The sequence below is a fragment of the Lacinutrix sp. MedPE-SW genome, from assembly GCF_001874145.1.
Classification (GTDB): domain Bacteria; phylum Bacteroidota; class Bacteroidia; order Flavobacteriales; family Flavobacteriaceae; genus Lacinutrix.
The window spans coordinates 40780-61134 of the sequence record NZ_MPCX01000014.1 but is presented as its reverse complement, the minus strand read 5'-3'; the positions used below and the strand labels follow the sequence as shown (position 1 = coordinate 61134).

The following is a 20355-nucleotide window of genomic DNA, read 5'->3' as shown; positions in this document are numbered from 1 at the left end:
ATGTCTATTTAAATTAATTTAAAAAACAACTTTTGGTTTTTTGATTATACCAAAAATAGCCTTTAATTCGTTGTATTCAAATTGAATTAAAACCTTTAGTTTATGCTTAACACTTCCTTTTTAAAACTAACAAAGCTTTTTGCTATACTGTTATTTCTTAACATTTGTTTATCGTGTAAAGAAGAAGTGTCTCTAAATTTTTCAGAAATTAGTATTGTTGAAGATACAGATGCTACTATTGAAATTAATATTCCTAAAGCTGAAGGAGCTACTAATGCTGCAAAACAAATTAATAATACTTTAAATCAATTTGTAAACAATGCTTTAGATATTAATAATTTAAACAGCAATGAAGCTAATACAACAAATAGTATTGCGGCATTTAAAAAAGCATATTTAGATTTTAAATCTCAAATTGGAAAAACCTTGTATACAGACTTACCTGCTTGGGAGGTTTTAGTTGATGGCGAAATTATTTACAAAAGTGAAACACTGGTTTCTATAGCCATGAACTCTAGTATAAATACGGGTGGCGCTCACAGTAATTTAATATTTAAATTTTTTAATTTTAATATTAAAACGGGCAAAACTTTACAAACTAAAGACTTGATTAATGATATTCCAGCTTTTACAGCATTAGCAAAAAAATATTACGACAAAGAATTACTTTCTGCTACAGACGATCGTATTTCGGCATTTAATAATAATGACTTCAAACTTCCAAAAAACTTAGGCTTTAATGAAGAAGGCGTAATTATTTTTTACGATACGTTTATAACAGGAAGCAATAATGTAATAGAGTTTATTGTACCATATACTCTGGCGAATGATTATTTAAACTTTTAAAGCTCTTAATAACGCCAAAATATATCCTGCATGCATACCTTCATGTACTAAAGCAAATTGTATTGCCTGTGTAACATTTGTTAACGTGTTACCTGTAGTAGATAATGTATATTCATTAAATGTGCTAAATACTTGAGAACCAAAATCTGCTTTTGTGTGTTCTATTGTAGAAAAAGCTAATGCTTTTAATTCATCTACATCTGCTTGAGTGGCTTTACCATCTGGTTTCGTACCTTTTTTATATTTTTCAATAAGCGTCTCACTTACATTTGGCTCTAAGCCTGATAATTTATAAACCAGTATCTGCTCGGTAACAATACTATGCCCAATATTCCATATAATATTATTATTAAAACCATTAGGTATAGCATTAAGTTGTGCTAATGAAAGCTCTTCTAAATAAGCTTTAAAAAAGCCTCTTGTTTTTGCAAAAACATCAAAAGTAAAATCCATAATTCTTTTTTTTATAAATATAATAGAATCTAACACAAAAGAATTTACTTTGTAATGTTAAAAATTAGCTTTTCGTATTAACGAAAACAAATTCAAATTTTAAAATGATTGATAAAGTATATTATTTAAAATCATGTAGTACGTGTATTCGTATTTTAAAAGAACTTGATTTGCCAGAGTCTGTAGTGCTTCAAAATATTAAAAATGAAGCTATTACAGAATCTCAAATAGACGAAATGAAAACGCTTTCTGGAAGTTACGAATCTCTTTTTAGTAAAAGAGCAACGCTTTACAAGCAGCGAGATTTAAAAAATAAAAATTTATCAGAAACAAATTTTAGAAATCTTATTTTAGAACATTATACTTTTTTAAGTAGGCCTGTTTTTATTTTAAACAATAAAATTTTTATTGGCAACTCTAAAGCTAATGTAGAAGCTGTTAAAAAAGAATTGAATGAAAACTAGATATTGGGCGCTTATTGCTGCGTTTTTTGTACAACTTTTTTATGGCTTAAATTTTACATTTGCTAAAGATGTACTTACTGGTGGATTTTTAAAACCATCTGGTTTTATTGTTGTAAGAGTAGCCGGAGCAACTATTTTATTTTGGTTATTTAGTTTTTTAGGTCCTAAAGAAAAAATAGAGAAAAAAGATTATTTAACTTTTTTCTACGCTGCAATATTTGGTGTAGCTCTAAATATGCTTTTGTTTTTTAAAGGCTTATCATTCACATCACCTATACACGCATCTGTGATAATGATTACTGCACCAATTATAGTATTAATACTTTCGGCTGTATATTTAAAAGAGCGCATTACTAATTTAAAGGTTTTTGGTGTAATTTTAGGGTTTCTTGGCGCTGTAGTACTTAGTGTTTACGGTCGTTCTGACTTAGATGGCGACAATATTCTTTTAGGTAATACCTTGGTTTTTATTAACGCTGTATCTTACAGTATTTACATTATTATTATAAAAAAATTAACTGGTAAATATCACCCATTTACGTTTATAAGGTGGTTGTTTTTATTTGGTTTGTTTTTAGTAATACCGTTTGGATATAACGATTTATTAGCCGTAGATATAAGTACATTTACACCATATATTTATTTTTCCATTGCTTTTGTAGTATTGGCAGCAACCTTTGGAACCTACATACTAAACCCATTAGCCCTAAGACACTTAAGAGCATCAACCGTTACAACATTTATATATTTACAACCTGTAATCGCAGGAATATTTGCTATAATTATGGGTAGTGATACTATAACACCTGTAAAACTAATAGCTTCTGCTTTAATATTTGCAGGTGTATATTTAGTAACTAAAAAACCTAAAGCTAAATTATAGCTCTAGGTTTTTTGGTACACGACCATTAGCTCGGGTATCTTCTTTTGTAAGAATCTTATAAGCTTCAGATTTTGGAAACTTATCTGCTAAATCCATTAAAACCTTTGGTAGATTGGTCATTTTTCTAGCTTTTAAATCTATCCAAGCACCAAGCATTTCACAAAAGGCAATATTTTCTCCTTTATGGTTATAAAAGTTATGGTCAAACTTAAAAAAAGTACCATCTTCACTTAAACCAGACACTTCTAAAGAGACTGTTATTGGTTGTCCCATAAACGCTTCTTTAAAATAATGCATATGCTCATAAAAGACAACTGGCCCAATATTATGCATAGCTAATTCTTTCATGGTAAAACCATGCTCTATTAAAAAAGCCATTCTAGTATGACTCATAAAATTAGTATATGCAGAATTGGCTAAGTGTCTATTTGCATCGACATCACTCCAACGAATTTCAAACTGTTTTTTGTACATTTTCATTATTTTAGATTTCAAAAATACTATTTTATACTAATACTGTTTTTATTAATTATTATAATAAACCGTAATTTAAAACACAAAATATATAGCATAATAAGCCATAACATGGTAAGTATAAGGTTGGTTTTTATTTGCCTACTGTGTTTACAACACTTATTTTTGCTCAACTTTACAATTTAGTTATGATTCACTCAATGACAGGTTACGGTAAGTCTGTTTTACAATTACCTACAAAAAAAATTACAATAGAGTTAAAATCTCTAAATAGCAAAAACCTGGATTTAAATGCCAGGATGCCTTCAATTTATAGAGAAAAAGAGCTTTACTTACGTAAATTAATGGCAAAAGAATTAAATAGAGGTAAAATAGATTTTTCTATTTATGTTGAAGCCACTGCCGAGGATACATCGACTAAAATAAATACACCTGTTGTAAAGCAATACATGCAACAACTTAAAAATGTAGTTGCGGGAGATGAAATAGAGCTTTTAAAAATGGCAGTACGTTTTCCAGACGCTTTAAATACAGAGCGAGAAGAAATTGATGAAAATGAATGGAAACACATTGAAGCCGAAATTAAAACAGCTATTTCTGCCATAAACGACTATAGACTTAACGAAGGTAAAGTACTTGAAACCGATTTTAAAAACCGCGTTGCAACCATAGAAAACTTACTACAACAAGTAATTATTATGGATCCAGAACGTGTTGAAGGCGTTAGAGAAAGACTTAAAAAAGGTGTTGAAGAACTTCGCGAAAAATACGATGAAAATAGATTTGAACAAGAACTTGTTTACTATATAGAAAAGTTTGATATCACCGAAGAAAAAGTACGTTTACAAAACCATTTACAATACTTTATAGAAACCTTAAACTCTAAAGATTCTAATGGAAAAAAATTAGGCTTTATTGGTCAAGAAATGGGTAGAGAAATTAACACTATAGGCTCTAAAAGTAATTATGCACCAATGCAACAACTTGTTGTGCAAATGAAAGATGAGTTAGAAAAAATTAAAGAACAATTACTAAATGTTCTTTAAAAACAATAAAAAAACATGCTTAACACAGTTGAAGCACAATTAAAAAAAGGAAATGAAACAAGGTAAACTAATTGTATTTTCAGCACCATCTGGCTCTGGTAAAACAACCATTGTTAGGCATTTATTAAAACAAAAAGAATTAAATCTAGCCTTTTCAATCTCTGCAACATCACGCGAAAAAAGAGGTACAGAAGTTCATGCAGAAGATTACTATTTTATGTCTGCAAAAGAATTTAAACAACACATAAAAGAAGACAATTTTTTAGAGTGGGAAGAAGTTTACAGAGATAATTTTTATGGTACTTTAAAAACCGAAGTAGAACGTCTTTGGGCATTAGGAAAAAATGTAATTTTCGATATAGATGTTTCTGGAGGTTTGCGTATAAAACGAAAATTCCCAGAACAAACCTTAGCTGTTTTTGTAAAACCACCAAGCATAGACGAACTTAAAATAAGGTTAAAAAACAGAAAAACAGAAAGTGATGAGAAAATAAGTATGCGCGTAGCAAAAGCAAGTGCAGAATTAGCTACAGCACCACTTTTTGATACAATTATAGAAAATGATAATTTAGAAAAAGCACTACATGAAGCTGAAGCTGTAGTTGGTCATTTTTTAATTTCAGAAATAAAAAAAAAATAAGACCTATACCAGTTTAAACTTTATTAAAATATTACAAGTATGAAAATTGGTCTATATTTTGGCTCTTTCAACCCAATACACATTGGTCACTTAATTATTGCTAACCAACTAGTAGAAAATAGTGATTTAGACCAAATTTGGTTTGTAGTTACACCACATAATCCTTTTAAAAAGAAAAGCACTTTACTAGACAACCACCAACGCTTAGAAATGGTTTATCTAGCCACTAAAGATTATGACAAGCTAAAAGAAAGTAATATAGAATTTAACTTACCACAACCTAATTATACCATAAATACACTTACGTATTTACAAGAAAAATACGAAAATCATGAGTTTTCGTTAATAATGGGAGAAGACAATTTAAAAAGTTTTCATAAATGGAAAAACTACGAAGTTATCCTAGAAAACCATAATATTTATGTCTATCCAAGAATATCGGAAGGTAAAATTGACACGCAATTTAATAATCACAAAAAAATACATAGTGTTGATGCTCCAATAATGGAAATTTCATCTACAATGATTAGAAAAGCAATCAAGCAAGGAAAAAATGTTGTGCCTTTATTACCAAAAAATGTTTGGGAATATTTAGACGAAATGAATTTTTACAAATAGATTAAGTGAATTTTAACAGGTTAAAAGCGCAATTTTAATGTTGTTTTTTCTTACAAATTTTAATTTTACGGTTTTTCCCGTAAGATGAAATGCACAATCACCTATTTTTTCGATGAAATGCACACAATTAACAAAATTATTTTTGCAAGGCCTTTTCCTTTCTAATAATTTTGAAAATGTAAGTTTAAAACAGCGAATTAGTTTTTTTAAACTTGGACTATTTATTTAATTTTTCATTATTCTACAAAATGAAATTAAATAAATTTCTAGATAATAAAGTAGGTCTTATTATACTAGATTGGGTTAATAGCGAAAAAAAACCAACTCTTAGGAGTTGGTTTTCTTTTTTTAAAACATTTTTTAATTTTTTCTGTGTTATTTTCTTACAAAAAAATATTTTACGGTATTTACCGTAAGGAAAACTATTAATAATCACCTTTTTTCGATAAAATACACATTTAAGTTAAAAATTGATTTGTAAGACTCTTTGAGTTGCCATAGTTTTGAGTAAATCAACTAACCTAAAGGGTTTTATAAATCCTTTTTGATTGATATCATTTACTTAAACCATTCAAAAAAAACGAATAGGACTAAGTAAAATTCTAGATAGTAAAGTAGGCCTTATTATACTAGAATTTGGTTAATAGCGGAAAAAAAAGCCAACTCTTAAAAGTTGGCTTTTTTTTATTATATCTATTTTTAACCTAATCTAAAGCAGGTATACGTAATACTTGACCTGGATAAATTTTATCTGGATGCTCTAACATAGGCTTATTAGCTTCAAATATTGTAGGATACTCCATAGCATTTCCGTAAAACTTTTTAGCAATTTTACCTAACGTATCTCCACTTACTACTGTATGAAATTGCGCTTCTGGTTCTTTATGCTCAACCGTCATTTGGTCGTCTACAGTTGCAATACCATTACTATTACCAACAACTAAAATTGCTTTTTCTCTAGTAGCTTGATCATGAGCCATACCAGAAATTGTTGCTGCGTCGTCATCAATGTGTACACTTAAACCTTCGACCTGTAAATCTAGATCTCTAATTGTTTCTTCTAATTTTCTAGCAGCCGCAACTTCTTCTTTAAGTTCTGCAGCAGCAGCTTCAGCAGCTTCTTCTTTATCCGTTTTTCCTATGCCAAAAACTTTAGCTCCAGCATTTTTAATAAATGAAAATAATCCCATAATTGTATTTTATTTTTAGTTGTTAATAATTATATGTCTTGTAAAGTTGGAGAAAAACTAGTTCAATTGCAACTTATCACTCTTATTATTGTCTTAAATTTCGATAAATAACATAAAAAAACTGCTCTAATTATACTTTTAAAGCAGTTTTAATATTTGTATATAATTTTAAACTTTCTCTCTAGTGTTTTCTCTTTTATTTTCAACCTTTGGTGTACGTTGCTTACGTTTTTTATCACCAGAAGATTTACTTTTATTTACTGTAGTACCTTCTTTTAAATACTCTATATAACCACGACCAGTAAACTCGTAAATTGTACCAGAATCTGGATGTAGCAATTCTACTCTTTGATCATTAATTACACTTAGTTCAAAATATTCATTATCAAAATAATCGTAATCTAAAATAAGGTTTTTAAGGTAAAAGTTTCCGCTAATATCCTGCACAGCATAATCTCCTGTAAAATCCCAATATATATTATTAGGGTTTGTACCTGCTGGATCTTGTGAGCTTCTAAATGTAGAGTCGTTTCCACCGGCTAAAAACTGTAACCAATTTTCATTATCAAACTCGTTTAATGCTCCAAACTCACTAGTATATGTTTTTTCCCATGCTTCATATTCTTGCAAAAAATATTGAAGATTATCATAAAAAACATAATCGTAATCAAAATTAGAACGTTGGTAACCATTTAAAAAATATGATGTGTCGTTAAACGGGTTATACAACTCTATGGTATTATAATCTACTTGGTAAACATCAAAACTATCATAACCATCTATATCGTGATCTGTATCTAATATCATATTATAAGCATCGTAATAACCAATTGGGATACCAAATCCATTACCTTGACTACCAATACCAACCAAATTGTTATTAGCATATAAAGTACCGTTTCTAAACGATATGGTAAAAGCAATTTGTAAAAATGGTGTTTCGCCTGTACCAATAGTTTCGTTTATATCTACGTACCATAATTCGTAAGAATTAAGTAATTGATTTACGCTTATACCTGGTGTTGGTCCGTTGTTAAAATCGTCTACAACCACTTCTGTTACACAAGAGGTAAATAATGTTGCTATTAAAGCAAAACCTGTGAGTAATTTTAATGTTTTCATAATTGTTGTTTTAAGGATTGATATTAGTAAGATTTCAAAAGCTGTGCCAAAATTGGAATTTTCTTATTACAAGCCATTTATCAACTGTTATTAATTATGTATTTTTGAATTATAATTGAAACTAAAATATGTCTAAAAAATTAAAATTTGCGGTTTTTGGTTCTGGGAGTTGGGCTACAGCTATTGTAAAAATGCTGTGCGAAAACGAAGAGAAAGTAGGTTGGTATATGCGAAGCATATATACCAAAGAGCACTTGCTTAAAGAGCAACATAACCCAAGTTATTTAAGTTCGGTAGAATTTCATTTAGAACAATTAACCATTACTAACGATATTAACGAAATGGTAGAACTTGCAGATGTTTTAATTTTTGTTATACCATCTGCCTTTATAAATGATGAATTAAAAAAACTACAATTACCATTAACCAATAAAATAGTAGTAAGTGCTGTTAAAGGTATAATACCAGAAACAGGTAAATTATTAGGAGAACATTTTCATGATAATTACAATGTCCCTTTTGAAAACATTGGTGTTATTGCCGGTCCATGTCACGCAGAGGAAGTTGCGCTTGAGCGTTTATCGTACCTTACAATATCTTGTGTAGACGCTAATAAAGCGCAATTAATTGCAGACGCTTTATCAAGCGACTACATAAAAACTAAAATTAGTGACGATGTTATAGGCACAGAATATGCCGTAATGCTTAAAAACGTGTATGCTGTAGCAGCCGGAATTGCGCATGGTTTAGGATACGGAGACAATTTCCAGAGTGTTTTAATGAGTAATGCTATACGAGAAATGAAGCGTTTTATAAAAAAAATGCATAAAATGAAACGTAACATTAACAACTCGGCTTATTTGGGAGATTTGCTAGTAACCGGTTATTCTGTATTTTCAAGAAACCGTATGTTTGGAAACATGATAGGTAAAGGTTACACCGTAAAATCTGCACAAATGGAAATGAATATGGTTGCCGAAGGATATTATGCCACAAAAAGCGCCTATTTATTAAACGAGAAAAACAAAAAGAAAACAAGATTACCTATAATAAATGCTGTTCACGCTGTACTTTACGAAGGTAAAGACGCCAAAAAGGTCTTTAAAAAACTAACCGATAAATTAGATTAAAAAAAATCCCTTTAGCTAAAGGGATTTTTTAATTTATATATTTATTTGGGCGTTACCTAAAGGTCGCGCTTTACGTTACAATCTTTTTAATCGTGCCTCATAAAAAGGATTTCTACTGCAATCGCTAACGCACACCAAGTGAGATTAGTTACTTAACCAAAATACCTTTTAATTGCATTAATGGTACACGTTGCAAAGCCTTATCGTTTATCGTATTTTTTCTAAACAAATACGTTTTATCGTACATTGTATTACCTTCAAAAAAAGTAATTTTAAAAGTATTATTTAAAGCTAGCACCTTAGTTTGTAAATATTCTATTTTAGCATAACTTCTTGCTGGAAGTTTAGCTATTGTATGACGCATTGGTGGTGTCATTTTAGTATCATTATAACCTTGAGACACTATAATTACAGTATCTAAATCTTGATCGCTATTATTTATAATGTAAGCATTCCAATCTAAAGTTTTATATTCTATATGTTCTTCCTGTACAACAGCAACATGTATATCTTTTACCTCAGGAATAGTAATGTCTTTTTTCATGAATTTAAATCTCTTAAAATTTAATTTTGTGCAAATTTACACAATATTAAAGTCTCTTATCCTTAATTAATAATAAAGGTATAATCTATATCATCAACATTTAAAATACTATTAAAAACAGCCTCTTTTTTATAACTAATTAAAGCTTTAAGCTCTGCAACTTCTTGCCTATTAAACATTAAAACTAAATTTTCTTGTAATGTTGGAATAGGAATTTTGCGTCTAACATTAGCATTTGCATACTTTCTTTCCCAAAACTCAGACTCGATTAACAACACGTATTTTCTAAACTGTTTATACTCTACAGGCGTAAACTCAAAATAAATATTATTAAATTCTAAATGAAACTGCTGGCAATTTCTACAAAAATTTAATTCGCCTTTAGCTGTTTTATTAATTGCCTCTATTCCTTTACACATAGTATTGTTTTAAAGATTAATAACAGTCGGTTAATATTTGATTGTTTTGCTCGAAAACGCTTAATGGTAAATGTAGTGTTTCAGTTGTTATAGTATTTAAAACCTCTAACACTTGGTTTTGCATAGCAATAGAACCGCAAATCATTATTACACCTTTAGTTTTTAAAACTTCAGCTATAATAGTGTGTTGTTTTTCTAGAATATCTTGTACATAAATTTTATCGCTAGTGTCTTGAGATAAAGCCACATTAAAACTAGTTAATGTGTGGCTTTTTAAACTACCATCTATAATGCTTTTATAAAGAGATAACGACTGCTGTGTTCTTCCTCCCCAAAACAAATGCTTTGTAACAGGTTTGGAGTGTTGCATCATACCCAAAAACGGTCCTATTCCTGTGCCATTTGCTATAAAAACTGCATTATGTACATTTTTAGGTAAATTAAAGCTTGGGTTATGATTTATAACTGCCTTTATTTGAGTATTACTTTTTAAATTATAAAAATAATTGGAGCACACACCAAACTCATGTTTTTTTACACTTATAACAATATTACCATCTATTTTACCAATAGAATAAAGCCTTTCTATTTTATCTTTTTCTGGAATTACAGAGAGCAAATCGCCAGACTTAAATTTAAGTTTTTTATTAGGTTTTAAGGTAATTAAAAACGTGTTATCTATATTAACATCGGTTTTATTTACAACTGTAAAAACCTGTTCTTTTCTTGGCTTATTAGACACTTTTAAATTGGTTACATCTAAACCAGAAGCAACAATATTATTCCATTTTGTAGCCCAATTTTTAAATTCCAATTCCGATTGGTTATGGATTTTAAACAATTCCATATTGGGTTGAAATTGTGAATGCACTTGTAAATTAGCATCTACTAATTGTGCGTATTTGCAGTATTCTGGATATTGTAGCGAGCCAAAACCTACAACGGCGTAATGTATTAAACGCTCTTGCTTTACACTTTGTAATAGCGTTAAAAACTTTTTAGCATTTAATGGAGCTTCACCTTCGCCATAAGTTGATGTTAACACAATAAGTTGCGTGGCACTTTTATAACTGGTATAACTGTTTAAATCTGAAATAAAAACACGATTACCTTTATCTAACAAACCTTTAAAAAAGGCTGTTGCCAAATGGTAAGTACTACCAGTTTCTGATCCTACAAGAATTATAATATCTGCATTATCCTTGTTGAATTTATTTTTTGGGATTACCGTTTTTTTACGCCTATCTATAGTCATTTTAAAACCAGAATAGATAAAAAACAAAATGTTTATACAAGCTATTAATAATATAACAGACCAAAGTATACTGCCTTTTCCTGTATGTAAAACTAAACTCCAGTTTGATAAAAAAGTGACTAGCGGGTTTTTAACTTCACTTAAAACTTTTCCAGAATATTGGTGTACAAGAAGTTCTTTATTTTTTAGTTTTAAAGTAAAATAATCTTCTTCATCATCTGAAAACGGAAACTCTAAAGTTTCTACATGATTTAAAGCAGTGGTTTTAAATACAGAAGTTTCAGGTTTTATTTCTGCTTCAGTTATAGTTTCAAAATTTATATTGTGCTTTTCTTTTTTTTCTTGAATTATGTCAAATTTTAATAACGATAAATAAACACCTGTAAGTGTTATAATAATTATTGGTATTAAAGATAATCGACCTAAAATAACATGCCAGTATTGGGCAAAATCTTCATTTACAACTTTTGAGAAAAACTTTTTAATGCCGCTTTGGCGCTTAATAATTAAAATGGAACCTGTAAATGCAATTAGAAACAATAAAAATGAACCTAAGCCAACAAAAAAACGACCAACGCCTTTTAAAAATAACGAGCGGTGTAAATTTGTTGTAAATTTAAAGAGGTTTGATACTTCGGGTTTTTCGCCTAAAAAAGCAGCGGTTTTAGGGTTAAAATAACCGTTTAAAGATTCGCCATCTTTTGTTATTACAGAAGCAGATACAAATTGATTTGCATCTACTTCTATTGTAATAATTTCTGGATATTGTTTTTTAAATGTAGCAACGGTTTGCTCTACATTTAACTGCTCTATACCATCTATTTTAAAAGGTTGTATTTGCTCTGAAATTGGCTGAAAAGCGAGTACAATTCCTGTAATTGTGGCTAAAAAGACAAATACAAAAGAAGTTATAGCTAATGCTAAGTGACTATACCTCCAAATAGAAATGATCATAGATACGTGTTTAGTTAGGCATTAAACGTATATAACGAATAAATCCTGTGCCTTCCTTTTTACTTTTCACACTCTCTGATGTTAGTAAAAATTCTACATCTTTTGTGTAATATTCTTGATCTTCTACAGCGGTTTCAAAACGTATGCTGTAACCAGAATCTATTTTAGAGTCTTCTATTTCTATAACGCTAATGGCGCGTTCACCTCCAGAAATTGTTGCGCCTGTTAAAGCATCAATATCTGTACGAACTTTACCTTGAAATTTCCACCATTGTGTAATATCATGATACCATTCTTCATCATCACCTTGTACATAAAGTGTTTTTTCGTACTCACCTTCTGGATTAATTAATGAAATAGCAATGTATGCGCCTTCGCCAGTATAATTGGTCATTTGCACCATACATTTGTATTTAGTTGACGGTGGAATTGTTGAAAAAGAAAACAAGGCCAGACTTAGTATTGCCAGGCTAAAAATTAGTTTAAAGTTTTTCATTTGTAATAATTATTTTAAAAAGTTTATTGAGATGTCTTTTTTAGATAAAATTTCATTTTCTGAAGCCAAATCAAAAGCAGTTTCTTCAAAAGTAGTTTTAGCCTCTTTATTAGCACCTATAGCTAATAAATGTTTTAGCAATTTAGCATCTGTAGCTTTCATTGCCGCTAAATGTAACGCTGTGTATCCATCTTTATTTACTGCATTTACATCTATTTCAAACTGTGCTATTTGCTTTAAAAACTTAAGGTTATTTTTGTCTAAAGATAAATGTATTAATGTGTTACCATTAGTTTGAGGTTTTGTAAACTCTAAGCCATTATTTTGTAAAAGTTGTAATTTATTTTCAAAATCTTTTTCTCTTCTAGCGTTATAAGATTCGATTAAGTAATAAGCTAAATTATTACCTTTAGCATCTACAGCTTCAACATTTGCTTCTTTAGATAAAACTAATTCTACAACTTCTGCACTGTTATATCGTACTGCCAACATTAATGCTGTTTCTCCTTTTTTATTAGCTTGTTCTATATCTTTAACTTGATTTAAAAGGTGTTTTACAACCTCAACCGAATTACTTTTTACTGCATTTAAAAACGGAGTATTTCCATTTTTATCAGCTTCATTTATATTATTTCCCTTTTCTATAAAGTAATTTATAACTTCTAAATCTTTGCTTCTAGAAGTTGCATAATGTAAAGGTGTTGCTTTATCACTTGTTGTTGTTTTTGCATTTAAACCTAAACTTTCAAGGTATTGAAACACATCTATACTATTAGATTTATTGCGCGTGCCTTGACTCGCAAAAATATACGCCTGATCATTACCGTTTAAACCTTGTGCAGCTAAACTTTTTAATGTTTCAATATTTCCTGTTTTAGCTACGTAATTAAAAATACCGTTTCCATTTTTATCTTTACTGTTAATGTCTAAACCTTTATCTTGAAAATATTGAACTAATTCAAAATTATTTGGTGCTGCTAGTAATAAAGCATTAGCTCCACTGTGATTAACATCGTTTTTTAAATTGGCACCATTTTCAATTAAAGTATCATAAACATTTGTATTTGCTTGTCCTGCATTTACTGCAAAGTTTAATGCTGTAAATCCATGATCATCTAATATATCTGTTTTTGCGCCTTTGCTAATAAGGTATTTCATTATAGTATCGTTACCGGCATAGGCTGCCCAAAAGATATACGTTCGTCCGTCATGTGTTAATTTATTTACATCGTTTCCTTCTTGAGATAACATAAACTTTAAAACGTCGTTTGGTGCGGACTGTAATATAGCATACACCATAGGATCAAAGTTATTATTGTTTAATTGCGATGGGTTATTACCTTTTGCAATTGCATTTTCTACATCTTCAATAGAAACAGTTGGACTCCAAAATTTTCTGTTTAATAATGCGTTGTCTTGTGCTGTAATTTGTATACTTATAAAAAGTATAGCTACTGTGATTAAATTTTTCATTTATTTTACTATAAAGCTTTCAATTAATGGGTTTATTTGTTCTTTTGTTGCGTAATTTTCGTCATCAAATAAGTATTTAAATAATACTTTATTATCTACTTTAGCGTGTAATTCTAGGTTTTGATTTCTTGCAAAAACCTCATCCCATTTGGCACGTACTTTAGCCCATTTTTCTTGACTATTTTTCCACCAATCTTGTGATGCTTTACAACGACTATCGTCTACTTTAACATAAGTATTATATCCCTTTTCTTTTGCCAAAATTACGTCTTCTTTTCCTGTTTCTCTAATTACTTTTTCGTTATCCTGGTCATGTAACCAACCGTATTTAGTAATCTCATGTCTATTTCCTCTTACCGTTACATTATAATCACTTCTTTTTGTGTACTCACGTCTTGGCAATGGTGCTGTTGTTGTATTTTCCCAAAAACTTTTTCCATCTACATGCACCCATGTTGCAGAACCTTCATAACGTGGACTATCGTCTACTTGATATACTTTTTGTGTCCATTGGTTTTTAACTTCTTTTTTAGGCTTAGATTGGTACGTCCATTTATTGTCTCCATTAAACATATAAAAGTCTGTGTTCTCAAATAACCAATCTTGGCGCCAGTGTTTAACAATATGTGGCGCATCTGGACTACCAACTTGTAATAAATGCTGGATTGAAATTTTATTATCACTGTCTTCTACTAATTGAGCCCATTCTAAACCAGAAGCAATTTTAGTTTTTGATGGTTTATATAAAGAGTCTTGACTGTAGTTAAAAGTTTCGGTAAAATTAAACGTAACCTCATAACAACCGCACATGCTTTTTATAGCTTCTTGGTCTTTTTTCTTCTTGCTTTGAGCTGTTACAGATAGTGAAAACACTATTAATAATAATGGTAAAATTGTTAATCGTTTCATTTTTAGTTGTTTGATGGTTTTCTTTTAAAAAACATTGTTCTTATTTAGACTGAATTAAAATAAGATATATATTTGTAGCAAATTTAATCAAGAATGATTCTAAATAAAAACTATTTAACGGTTTATTTTTCTTTTTTTTTAATTGCGAGCTTATTTGCGCAAGAAGATAAGATGACTTTTAAAGATTCTACACATGTAACAGATCTTGAAGAAGTAGTTGTTACAGGACAGTACAATCCTCAATCCATTAAGAAATCTGTACATAATGTTATAGTTATTGATAGAAAAAAAATTGATCAGCAAGCAGCCAATAATCTAGCAGACTTACTAAACTTTAACCTTAATTTAAATATTATACCAAGTGCATCAACAGGTCGTTCTACAATTTCATTTTTTGGATTAGATGCTCAATATTTTAATATTTTGGTCGATAATATTCCTTTAGTTAGCGATAACGGATTAGGTAATAATATAGATTTAACACAAATAAATCTTGATGATATTGAGCGTATAGAAATAGTTGAAGGCGCTATGGGAGTAGATTATGGTGCCAATGCTGTATCTGGTGTAATTAATATAATTACTAAAAAAACTATTAACCACGATTGGCAAATACAAACTTTTGTACAAGAAGAAACAGTTAGCGATGAGTATGCCTGGTTTGATGAAGGTAGACATATACAAGCTTTAAATATTGGTCATAATTTTAATGATAAATGGTCTGCTAAAATTGGTTTTAATCGCAATCAATTTGCTGGTTTTTTTAACGAAAGACAAGGTGAAGATTATTATTTTAATGATGGTTTACGTGGTTACGACTGGTTACCAAAAACGCAACTTACCACAAAAGCAAACCTTAACTATAATGCAGATAATTTTAAACTTTTTTACAAGTTTGAGTATTTTAATGAAGAGTTAAATTATTATGATGCTGCAGTAAGAGCAAATATTAATGTTTCTAACCAAACCAGTAATCCATCTGCTACAGATAGGGTTTACACTACAAATAGATTTGTAAATAATTTAAGTTTAAATGGTCGTTTAAATTCTGGAGCTAATTATAATGCATCATTATCATACCAAACACAAAAAAGAGATTTAAACGAGTATAATTATTATATAGTTACCGAAGAAAAATCTGATGAAACCAATAAGGAATACCAATCTAGTGATGTATTCTTCTCTAAAGGAACTATAAATAATCTTTCCAGTAGTGATAATTTTGATTATCAATTAGGTTACGAAACTAGATTTATTACCGGTTTTGATACTCAAGCTTCTGGTGATGTTACACAACAAGACAAAACATTAAAACAGAATAATTTTGCACTATTCTCTTCTTCTGAAATTAATTTAAATAACAAATTCTCATTACGTCCAGGTATTAGATATGAGTATAATTCAAAATTCAAATCAAAACTACTAGGTTCATTAAGTGCTAGATATTTATTTAATAAAGGTTATGAGCTTCGTGCAAGTATTGGATCATCTTACAGAACGCCAAACTTTGAAGAGCTATACTACTACTTCGTAGATTCTAACCATGATGTTAGAGGAAATGAAAGCTTAAATCCAGAAACAGGTTTTTCGGCATTTTTAAACTTAAAAAAACGCAGTTGGTTTAATAATATTTCCATGACCAACAATATAAAATTAAGCTATATCAACTTAGAAGATAAAATTGAATTAGCCATTGTTAATCCAACACCATTACAATACCAATATATAAATATTGATGCCTATAGATTAGTTGGCTTTACTTCTGAAAACGTAATAAAGCAAAACAATTGGACCTTTAATTTAGGTGCAACAGTACAAGGTATTTCTAGAGTGATGAATGATGAAGTTAATGCCGAAAATGACTTTTTATACGCCTTTCAACTTAACACAAGCGCAACCTATTTAATTGAAAAATGGGATACCGCTTTAACTGTACTTTTTAAGCACAACGGAAAACAACAAAATTACATTGCAGAAGGAAGTGATGCTAACGGAAACAGCACTTTTAAAAAATACAATACCAATGCCTATAGCTGGATGGATGCTTCTATAAAAAAATCTTTTTTTAACAATAAATTTCAAACTACAGCAGGCGTTAGAAACCTTTTAGATGTTACTAGTGTAGATGTCAATGGTGCTTCTACAACTGGTGTACACAGCACAAATAACAGCAGCCTTTTATTAGGTTACGGACGATCATATTACCTAAAACTATTATATAATTTAAATTTTTAAACAACAATAACATGAAAAACAAACTTTTTACTTTAGCGCTTTGCATAACTGCATTAGTATTTACTAATTGCAGCAGTGACGATGATAATAACACAACATTACAACCTTTAAATATAGTAATAGAAGGTGCTGCGGTAGCACCAACTGTTGGTGGGCCAAACCAACAAAATCAAGTATATGTAGATTTAAGTACAAACACAACTACTAGTGTACAACGTGATTCTTGGGATTTAGGATTCTACTCTGGAACAGATTTTAGAGTTGTAATTAACGGATCCATTTATATGGCAGCAGCACAGTTAACAACAACAGATATTGATGCTGTGTCTTCTACAGATCAAGAAGTACAAGATTTACAACCACAGATTGCCGTTGGAACATTTGATGCTGCTAATACTGCTTATGTTGATGCTCCAAATGGAGATATTACAACTACTGCAATTGCAGAAATTGATGCAACAAATAGTAACAACTATGTTTACTTAGTTAACCTTGGATATGAAGTTGGAACAGAAACTCCAGAAACTGGAGCTGTAGATATAACTGGAGACAGCAGAGGTTGGAAAAAAATTAAAGTAACACAAAACAATGGAGATTATGTATTACAATATGCAGATTTAGATGCTACAACACACCAAGAAGTTACTATCTCTAAAAATACAGATTACAATTTTACTTTTTTTAGCTTTGATGCTAACTCAGAAGTAAATATCGAACCAACAAAATCTGAATGGGATTTAAACTTTACTGTTTTTACAAATGAAATACCAGGTTATGGATCGTATGGTTATTCAGATTACGTAGTTAACAATGCAAAACAAGAAGCATCTGCCTATATGATTGATACAGAAGTTGAGACTGAATTAACTTACGACAACTTTACCATAGACGATATTAATAATGATAATTTTGGTACAGATCAACGCGCAATTGGAAGCAGCTGGAGAAATGGTGGTGGACCAGGCGCTTTACCATCATTAAAAGACAATGTGTTTTATATTGTTAACGATACAGATGGAAACTTATATAAATTAAAGTTTTTAGCATTAACAAACGAAGCTGGAGAACGTGGTTACCCAGAGTTTGTATATAGCTTATTACAATAATAAAATTCTTACAATACAAAAAAAGCCTTAACATTACTGTCAAGGCTTTTTTTATAGTATAAATTTTAATTTAAATATGCATTAGTATAAGTATCACTTACTATACCTTTTAAATTATAAAGCACCAAGTGGTTAAACAGCTCATCTTTAGTATAAATTTCAAATAAATTATTCTCTTTAAACACAAGGTTATCTATTCTAAAAAAATAGATTCTAACTATTAATTCAATATCAATTCTGGGTCTTATATCTCCTTTTAATTGTGCTTCAATAAGTAAATTTTGTATGGTTTTATGCGCTAATTCTTCAGAAAAACTATCGAATAATAAACCAGCTTTTGGATAGTATTTGTGTATACCAAAAATAAAAGAGGGTTTAAAGTATTTTAAATACTCAAACCCTCTACGGTAAATTAAAATAACACACAAAACAGGATCTTTACCATTGCTATTAACAATCCTATTTATATCGATTTTATACTCGTTTAATAAACTTTCTAGACTTGATTTCACCAAGTCTTCTTTGTTTTTAAAAAAAGAATAAATTGTTTTTTTAGATATACCAAGCTCAGTTGCTAAATCGTCTAAAGTAACGTGTTTACTACCAAACCTAGTAAACTTAGCAATAGCAAACTGTAACAATTGAGCTTTGGTTATCATTTCATTTCTATTAAATTATTATCTCCATCCGCCACCAAGCGCTTCATATAAATCTACGATAGAAACTAATTGTTGTAATTGACTGTCTATAATATTAAGTTCGGCATTTAAAGCGCTTTCTCTTGCTGTTAATAAGTCTAAGTAATTAGCATAACCATTTTTAAGTAACTCGTTAGAATTGGCTTCGGCTGTACGTAACGCTTCCACTTCATTTTTTCTAAATTCAAACTTTTTAGTTTCAGCTTTATATGTATATAACGCATTAGATACTTCACTTCCTGCGACTAACAAGGTCTTTTTAAACTCAAGCAAAGCTTGCTCTTGTTGTGCAAGCGCAACTTCTTTTTGTGTTTTAATTTTTCTTTGATTAAAAATTGGTTGCGTTAATCCGCTAATAATGGTAGCAAATAATGAATTTGCATTTAATAATTTATCCAATTCCAAACTTTGAAATCCGCCTGAAGCTGTTAAAGTTAACGACGGATAAAAATTACTTCTCGCAACATTTGTTAACTCAAATGAATTAATTAAACCATATTCTGCAGCCATAACATCTGGTCTGTTGCTTAATAACGTTGCAGGAACACCCAATACGATATCTTGATCGATATTTTGAATGTCTAAACTGCTTCTTTCAAACGTTTGTGGCGTTTTACCTAATAAAATGCTTAGCGTATTTTCTGTTTTAAAAATAGCGACTTCAATATCTACCTGTAAAGCTTTAGCACTATTGTACTGTGCGATATTTTGGTCTACAGCAACTTGTGTTACTTGTCCAGCGTCCTTTAAAGCTTTAATTGTAGTAACACTACTATCTCTAGTTATAATAGTTTGTTTGGTTACTTCTAATTGCGCATCTAAAGCTAATAAATTATAGTATGTATTCGCAATGCTAGATACCAGTTGCGTTTTTACTGCTTGATGTCCTGCGACGCTTTGTAAATAAGCAGCTTGTGTTGCACGTTTGTTACTTCTAATTTTTCCCCAAATATCTGCTTCCCAAGATAAGTTTGCTGTAATATCATAGGTATCTAAACCACCACTAAAAATTGAACCAAATTGGCTATTTTCTGAAAACTCTTGACGTGTGTAATTAGCTCCAACATTTACAGAAGGCAAGTAACCTGCTTTACCTTGTTTCGCATAAGCTTGTGCTGCTAAAATTTGCTGCAAAGCGATACGTACATCCATATTATTTTGCAAACCTTCTTCTATGTATTGCTGCAGGTATTGGTCTGTAAATAAATTTTTCCAAGAGACATCTGCAATAGATACGCTATCTGTAGGTAAATTATCGGTTCTGTAAAGTGCTTCTGTTTCAGCATTTAGATCTGGTCTCACATAATCTTGAGCTACAAAACAACTTTGTAGTGTTAATGCTACAACTAATATTAATGCGCCTTTACTAAGGTTTTTATGTTTTATTATTGATTTCATTG

At 30.0% G+C, this 20355-nt stretch carries 21 protein-coding genes; 9 read left to right on the top strand and 12 right to left on the bottom strand.

The window, feature by feature from the left end; all coding sequences use genetic code 11:
* The first annotated feature begins 102 nt into the window (after positions 1 to 102).
* Positions 103 to 846, top strand: a complete 744-nt coding sequence (locus BM549_RS12655; protein ID WP_290470608.1) for a DUF4163 domain-containing protein — start codon at positions 103 to 105, stop codon at positions 844 to 846.
* Here the strand turns inward: BM549_RS12655 and BM549_RS12650 are convergent.
* Positions 835 to 1299, bottom strand: coding sequence for a DinB family protein (locus BM549_RS12650; RefSeq protein WP_290470607.1), 465 nt, complete (start codon positions 1297 to 1299; stop codon positions 835 to 837). The two genes, BM549_RS12655 and BM549_RS12650, sit on opposite strands and share 12 nt — an antisense overlap.
* A gap of 107 nt (positions 1300 to 1406) precedes the next feature.
* Between BM549_RS12650 and BM549_RS12645 the strand changes: the two genes are divergently transcribed.
* Together BM549_RS12645 and BM549_RS12640 are read left to right on the top strand one after the other, a co-directional pair.
* A complete protein-coding gene (locus tag BM549_RS12645) occupies positions 1407 to 1763 on the top strand; it encodes an arsenate reductase family protein (RefSeq protein WP_290470617.1) in 357 nt (118 codons plus the stop codon).
* Positions 1753 to 2646: a DMT family transporter gene (locus BM549_RS12640; protein WP_290470606.1), complete on the top strand. Its 894-nt coding sequence runs from the start codon at positions 1753 to 1755 to the stop codon at positions 2644 to 2646. The genes BM549_RS12645 and BM549_RS12640 overlap by 11 nt, the downstream gene beginning before the upstream one ends.
* Here BM549_RS12640 and BM549_RS12635 read toward each other — a convergent pair.
* Entirely contained in the window at positions 2641 to 3120 is a 480-nt protein-coding gene (locus BM549_RS12635; RefSeq protein WP_013869493.1) for a thioesterase family protein, read from the bottom strand. The two genes, BM549_RS12640 and BM549_RS12635, sit on opposite strands and share 6 nt — an antisense overlap.
* A 188-nt stretch (positions 3121 to 3308) precedes the next feature.
* Here BM549_RS12635 and BM549_RS12630 point away from each other — a divergent pair, with 188 nt between their 5' ends.
* From BM549_RS12630 to nadD, 3 genes are read left to right on the top strand one after another with little or no spacing between them, the layout of a single operon-like run.
* Entirely contained in the window at positions 3309 to 4166 is an 858-nt protein-coding gene (locus BM549_RS12630) for a YicC/YloC family endoribonuclease (protein ID WP_290470605.1), read from the top strand.
* 52 nt (positions 4167 to 4218) lie between these two features.
* Positions 4219 to 4806 carry a guanylate kinase gene (gene gmk / locus BM549_RS12625; RefSeq protein WP_290470604.1) on the top strand — a complete coding sequence of 196 codons (588 nt, stop codon included), beginning with the start codon at positions 4219 to 4221 and terminating at the stop codon, positions 4804 to 4806.
* A 39-nt stretch (positions 4807 to 4845) separates the two neighbouring features.
* Positions 4846 to 5424 (top strand): nicotinate (nicotinamide) nucleotide adenylyltransferase, encoded by a 579-nt coding sequence (nadD, locus tag BM549_RS12620; RefSeq protein ID WP_290470603.1) that lies wholly within the window; start codon positions 4846 to 4848, stop codon positions 5422 to 5424.
* A 704-nt stretch (positions 5425 to 6128) separates the two neighbouring features.
* Here the strand turns inward: nadD and lysM are convergent.
* Entirely contained in the window at positions 6129 to 6614 is a 486-nt protein-coding gene (gene lysM / locus BM549_RS12615) for a peptidoglycan-binding protein LysM (protein WP_290470602.1), read from the bottom strand.
* A 168-nt stretch (positions 6615 to 6782) separates the two neighbouring features.
* Positions 6783 to 7736 (bottom strand): nicotinic acid mononucleotide adenyltransferase, encoded by a 954-nt coding sequence (locus BM549_RS12610; RefSeq protein WP_290470601.1) that lies wholly within the window; start codon positions 7734 to 7736, stop codon positions 6783 to 6785.
* A gap of 128 nt (positions 7737 to 7864) precedes the next feature.
* Here BM549_RS12610 and BM549_RS12605 point away from each other — a divergent pair, with 128 nt between their 5' ends.
* Positions 7865 to 8866, top strand: coding sequence for an NAD(P)H-dependent glycerol-3-phosphate dehydrogenase (locus tag BM549_RS12605; RefSeq protein WP_013869500.1), 1002 nt, complete (start codon positions 7865 to 7867; stop codon positions 8864 to 8866).
* A 148-nt stretch (positions 8867 to 9014) separates the two neighbouring features.
* On the opposite strand, the gene BM549_RS12600 is transcribed toward BM549_RS12605, so the two are convergent.
* The 6 genes from BM549_RS12600 to BM549_RS12575 form a co-directional block, all read right to left on the bottom strand.
* Positions 9015 to 9410, bottom strand: a complete 396-nt coding sequence (locus tag BM549_RS12600) for a phenylalanyl-tRNA synthetase subunit alpha (RefSeq protein WP_013869501.1) — start codon at positions 9408 to 9410, stop codon at positions 9015 to 9017.
* 62 nt (positions 9411 to 9472) lie between these two features.
* Positions 9473 to 9829 carry a DUF6686 family protein gene (locus BM549_RS12595; RefSeq protein WP_290470600.1) on the bottom strand — a complete coding sequence of 119 codons (357 nt, stop codon included), beginning with the start codon at positions 9827 to 9829 and terminating at the stop codon, positions 9473 to 9475.
* A 16-nt stretch (positions 9830 to 9845) separates the two neighbouring features.
* Complete coding sequence (locus tag BM549_RS12590) at positions 9846 to 12038, bottom strand: PepSY domain-containing protein (protein WP_290470599.1); 2193 nt, start codon at positions 12036 to 12038, stop codon at positions 9846 to 9848.
* Positions 12039 to 12048: 10 nt separating this feature from the next.
* Positions 12049 to 12534, bottom strand: coding sequence for a DUF2271 domain-containing protein (locus tag BM549_RS12585; RefSeq protein ID WP_290470598.1), 486 nt, complete (start codon positions 12532 to 12534; stop codon positions 12049 to 12051).
* Positions 12535 to 12543: 9 nt separating this feature from the next.
* Complete coding sequence (locus BM549_RS12580; RefSeq protein WP_290470597.1) at positions 12544 to 14007, bottom strand: ankyrin repeat domain-containing protein; 1464 nt, start codon at positions 14005 to 14007, stop codon at positions 12544 to 12546.
* Positions 14008 to 14916 (bottom strand): DUF6607 family protein, encoded by a 909-nt coding sequence (locus BM549_RS12575; protein WP_290470596.1) that lies wholly within the window; start codon positions 14914 to 14916, stop codon positions 14008 to 14010.
* A 171-nt stretch (positions 14917 to 15087) separates the two neighbouring features.
* On the opposite strand from BM549_RS12575, the gene BM549_RS12570 reads away from it, so the two are divergent.
* Positions 15088 to 17151: a TonB-dependent siderophore receptor gene (locus tag BM549_RS12570; protein ID WP_290470595.1), complete on the top strand. Its 2064-nt coding sequence runs from the start codon at positions 15088 to 15090 to the stop codon at positions 17149 to 17151.
* An 11-nt stretch (positions 17152 to 17162) separates the two neighbouring features.
* Positions 17163 to 18257: an HmuY family protein gene (locus BM549_RS12565; RefSeq protein WP_290470594.1), complete on the top strand. Its 1095-nt coding sequence runs from the start codon at positions 17163 to 17165 to the stop codon at positions 18255 to 18257.
* A 65-nt stretch (positions 18258 to 18322) separates the two neighbouring features.
* Here BM549_RS12565 and BM549_RS12560 read toward each other — a convergent pair whose 3' ends face one another.
* Together BM549_RS12560 and BM549_RS12555 are read right to left on the bottom strand one after the other, a co-directional pair.
* A complete protein-coding gene (locus tag BM549_RS12560; protein WP_290470593.1) occupies positions 18323 to 18916 on the bottom strand; it encodes a TetR/AcrR family transcriptional regulator in 594 nt (197 codons plus the stop codon).
* A gap of 18 nt (positions 18917 to 18934) precedes the next feature.
* Positions 18935 to 20353: an efflux transporter outer membrane subunit gene (locus tag BM549_RS12555; RefSeq protein ID WP_290470592.1), complete on the bottom strand. Its 1419-nt coding sequence runs from the start codon at positions 20351 to 20353 to the stop codon at positions 18935 to 18937.
* Positions 20354 to 20355: the final 2 nt, after the last annotated feature.